Origin of the sequence: Peptoniphilus olsenii, from assembly GCF_040545475.1 — a bacterium.
GTDB classification, from domain to species: Bacteria; Bacillota; Clostridia; order Tissierellales; family Peptoniphilaceae; genus Peptoniphilus_A; species Peptoniphilus_A olsenii.
Map to the genome: position 1 here is coordinate 1 of NZ_JBEPMA010000027.1, position 3,521 is coordinate 3,521.

At 30.7% G+C, this 3,521-nt stretch carries 5 protein-coding genes; all 5 read right to left on the reverse strand.

Translation table 11 applies throughout. The annotated features are described in order from the left end of the window. Positions 1-986, reverse strand: a 986-nt coding sequence (locus tag ABID14_RS09985) for a type IV secretory system conjugative DNA transfer family protein (protein ID WP_354369607.1), incomplete at its 3' end; no start/stop codon positions are given. Beyond that, positions 979-1,713, reverse strand: coding sequence for a BRO family protein (locus tag ABID14_RS09990; protein ID WP_354369609.1), 735 nt, complete (start codon positions 1,711-1,713; stop codon positions 979-981). The genes ABID14_RS09990 and ABID14_RS09985, both read right to left, overlap by 8 nt. Beyond that, positions 1,710-2,195, reverse strand: coding sequence for a PcfB family protein (locus ABID14_RS09995; protein ID WP_354369610.1), 486 nt, complete (start codon positions 2,193-2,195; stop codon positions 1,710-1,712). Before ABID14_RS09995 ends, ABID14_RS09990 begins: the two co-directional genes overlap by 4 nt. Further along, complete coding sequence (locus tag ABID14_RS10000) at positions 2,188-3,015, reverse strand: ATP-binding protein (protein ID WP_354369612.1); 828 nt, start codon at positions 3,013-3,015, stop codon at positions 2,188-2,190. Before ABID14_RS10000 ends, ABID14_RS09995 begins: the two co-directional genes overlap by 8 nt. Continuing rightward, the coding region (locus tag ABID14_RS10005; RefSeq protein WP_354369614.1) for a replication initiator protein A at positions 3,012-3,521 on the reverse strand (510 nt) is incomplete at its 5' end. The genes ABID14_RS10000 and ABID14_RS10005, both read right to left, overlap by 4 nt.

Sequence of the window (3,521 nt, forward strand, 5' to 3'; positions counted from 1 at the left end):
AGCTTATATTTCTTGTATTGCTTAACTGCAAAATGACTTGGATCTTTCTTTTCAAGAGCTTCAAAAAGCCTATCAATTGGGTTCATATAGGTTTCGTCATCTTCTCTAACCTCACTTGCGTCAATCATATCTAAGAGTGTTTTAAAATTCTTTTCTTCTTCAGGTGCTTCATAATAAATATACCCAATAAGAGCAGTGTAATATAACTTTTCAGCCTTTACCCAAAAATCTTCTCCTGCCTTTTCTCCATCTCCCTTGGTGTTAGCAATTATGGTTTGGACAAGCTTTAAAATATCTTTTTCACTTCTCAAGTATGCAAAGGGATTGTATTTCATAGATTTTTTAAAGTTTATTGTGTTTAATATCTTTATGTCGTAACCATTTTCATAAAGCATTTTTCCACATTCTAACACAAGTGTGCCTTTAGGGTCTGTTACTACATAGGAAGAATGCATTTGCATTAGATTTGGCTTTACATAAAATCTCGTTTTACCTGATCCAGAACCACCTATTACTAATACATTTTTATTTCTGGCATATTTAGGGTTTTTAGGTCTTGAGTTCATTGTTAGTCTTTCGGTATTAGTTATGAGAACATTGTTTGCAAACTTAGGGTCAATATATGGAGCAATATCCTTACTTTCTCCCCATCTTGCAGATCCATATTCCTTGCCTTGCCTATATTTCTTTTTGTTTTTACCTTTGCTGTAAACAATTAACTTAACAAGACCAGCAACTGAAATACCTACTAACAAGTCCCTTGGATTAAGGCTTGGTATATAAGATAAAGTTCCTATATCAGAAATTCCCACCATTAATCTATCAATAATATCTCCTCCAACATAGGAATTGATGTGCTTAGAAAAGATATTTCCAATGTAGAAGAATGATAGATAAGGAATGTTTGATAATATAAATTTCTTTGGGTTGTCTATTTTAATTAAATTTTTAATATCAGAAAGAATGGCTTCCAATATCTTATTCATCGTAGAAACCTTCACTATCTAATAAAATTAGTAGGTAGTGTCTTCCCTTTGGTGTTATTAATGTTTGTATTCCTACAAGTGTACCTAGTGGATCAATCCATTCTTTTACTTCAAAATATCCCTTGTTCTTATCTGCATAAGGTAAGAGTTTCTTTTTCTTATCTCTGTAAATTAATCCCTTATCCATTAGAAAACTTATAAATTGATTTTGTGGTATTCCTAACTCTTTGGCAGTATTTCTAAAGTTTGTAAGTAGGTTATAATCTACTAATTTGTCATAATAGTCTGCCTTTGGTCTTAATACTTCAATCTCTTCTTCTCTTTCAGCAATAATTCTATTGGCTACCAGAATTGCATCTGCAAGTAACTCTTCATTTGTTTTCTTTTCTTGCCCTACTATATATCCTCCATTTTTTCTAATACTTGGTAAGACTTCTCTCGTTACCCAAGCTTTGAATATTTTTGCTTGTGGTAGTTTTGATGAAAGGATAAGTGAATACAATCCTGATTCGTTAATTATTGAAATATTCTGTATTCCTCCAGGGGTGTTCCATTTCGTTACACCCTTATCTTCTTCATCTACATGGTCATAAACAGCTTTCCTCGGATTGACATAACCTAACATAGTTGCTACTTCATTTGCTATAAAGAAAAACTCACCGTCTTTTTCTATAACAGTGAGTTCCCCAAAATTCTTATTCTCAAATGTTTTTAAATTACTTATCATAAGCTTTGCTCCTTATGTTTATTTTTAACTTTATCTTTACTGATGGTGTCCTTAGCCATATCTTTAAACTTATTTATAGTCTTCGTTATTGAATCTTTTCTATCGGCCTTTCTTTCAGAAGCCTTAACTGCTTTTTTAAAGGCGTGTTCCATTACTTTTATATCCTTAGATTGAAAAAACACAGAGTGGTTGCCAGTTTCCTTATCATTCATAACAGAAAACTTCACTCCGTGTTTATTTAAAATTTTCTTTAGTTCTTTTAACTCAGGATCTTTTAGATTAATTTCTTCTAACTGTCCCTTTTTAACCATATCTTTTAGCTTTACTTCTTCTCCGTTATTTTTTATTACATTTTTCAAGCCTCCTTGTTCCTCTATTTGCTTGTGTACTTTCTTTAAGGCATCAAGAATTGCTTTACTTGTTGCTTTTGCAAGCCTTACTTCAAGATTAAGACTCGACCTAGATACTTCTTCATTAATCATCTATTCCACCTCCATATAAAAGTAACTCTTTGTATTTTCTTAACTTCTCTTGTTGGATTTTTCTTCTAAAATCTTCTCCCGTAACTTTAACTGGTATTGTCATTTCAAGTATCCTTGAATATATCCTCTGATACTCAAGGTCAATGTTTGGATTTTGAATAATTTCCAATGATAAGTTTGTAGTAAAAATTGTCGGCTTACCCTTTAAGTATCTTGAGTTTATAATGTTATATACTTGTTCTCTTGCATAAGATGTATCCCTTTCAATTCCAAGGTCATCTAAAATTAACAACGGAATATTAGAGAGGTTACTGATAATTTCATTTGAATCTAGCTTAAATGCTGATTTTTGTATTTGGTTTATAACTTGAGATAAATTCATAATCTTAACTTTAACTTGCTTTCTTTCGATTAATTCATTTGCAATTGAACAAGCAAGATAAGTCTTTCCACTACCAACATCTCCATAAAATAAAAGTCCAACATTGTCTTTTTTCATTTGCTCAAAACTTTTGGCATAGTTGTAAGCAACCTTGTAAGCTTGACCTTTTTCATTTAAGAATTTCTCAAAATTATATTGGTGTTGGAGCGGCGATGAGAAGCAATCTCTTTTAAGTGTTGATATTTTCATTAGTCTTTCTCTTTTTTCATTTTCCTTATCTCTTTTTATTTCACATTCACATTTAATTCTGGGAATAAACTTTGTAAATCCAAGATCAAGTAATTCTCCATCGACTCTTTTACCACATACCTTGCAATAAATATGTCCATTTCTTTCAATATCATTTTCTCTTAATACAAAATCTTTTAAACTTGTCATAAACTCTCTCCTATATCGTAATTCATTTTCCTTGTTGTATTATCATTAATGTTTTTCGACTGATCATTAAGATACCAATTAATTATCGTTGCCTTGTGGTCTTGATACACTCTGTTATTTGCTTTCATATATGACGACAATCTATCAATGTATTCATTAATTCTACTTCCTAACTCATTTGTTAAGTCCTTGTATTCTTCATCAGTCAAAAATATGTTTTTATATATTCCATAAGGTTTTTGCCCTTTACTAAAATCATTCTTTCTTAACTCATTATTATTAATATTGTTATAGTTACCTTCCGATTTTCGAAAATCTTGACTTTCGATATTCAAATCTCTTGAATTTCGATTATCGAACTTCTGGAATTTTGTTTTTCGAACTTCTTGATTTTTTAATTCCTTATTATTAAATATGCTCATAAAGTCTTTAACATAAATTCTGTTAGGCTTTCCAAGTCCTTGTCTTTTCTTTTCAATCAGTCCTATTCCTGATTTAATATCAAG

Excerpts from the sequence above, each read along its gene's own strand:
- ABID14_RS09990 (WP_354369609.1), bottom strand. The coding sequence starts at position 1,713 with ATGATAAGTAATTTAAAAACATTTGAGAATAAGAATTTTGGGGAACTC.
- ABID14_RS09995 (WP_354369610.1), bottom strand. The coding sequence starts at position 2,195 with ATGATTAATGAAGAAGTATCTAGGTCGAGTCTTAATCTTGAAGTAAGG.
- ABID14_RS10000 (WP_354369612.1), bottom strand. The coding sequence starts at position 3,015 with ATGACAAGTTTAAAAGATTTTGTATTAAGAGAAAATGATATTGAAAGA.